The organism is Anaerobacillus sp. 1_MG-2023, assembly GCF_030547345.1.
GTDB classification, from domain to species: Bacteria; Bacillota; Bacilli; order Bacillales; family Guptibacillaceae; genus Guptibacillus; species Guptibacillus hwajinpoensis_B.
In genome coordinates, this window is record NZ_JAUORD010000239.1 from 1 (window position 1) to 239 (window position 239).

At 33.1% G+C, this 239-nt stretch carries 1 protein-coding gene; it reads right to left on the reverse strand.

Going from position 1 to position 239, the window contains the following annotated elements; translation table 11 throughout:
* Positions 1–47: 47 nt before the first annotated feature.
* Positions 48–239, reverse strand: a 192-nt coding sequence (locus tag Q4550_RS24010) for a cell wall-binding repeat-containing protein (protein WP_303536782.1), incomplete at its 5' end; no start/stop codon positions are given.

Genomic DNA, 239 nt, shown 5'->3' on the forward strand with positions numbered 1-239 from the left:
CCAAAAAAAAAAGCAACTCCTATCTAAAAATAGAAGTTGCTTATTGCTTATTTTTTTAACTGTTGTTTAATTGATTCAGAAACCACACTAATACCGCCATAAAGATACACTGATTCTACATTTCCTTTAAGGTGAGTAACCACTACATCATCTATCGAAACCTCAGCAGAAAGTAGAAATGGAATATCATTAACGAAAGAAAAGCTGGAGCCACTAAATGCATCAGCAAAACAAAAAGC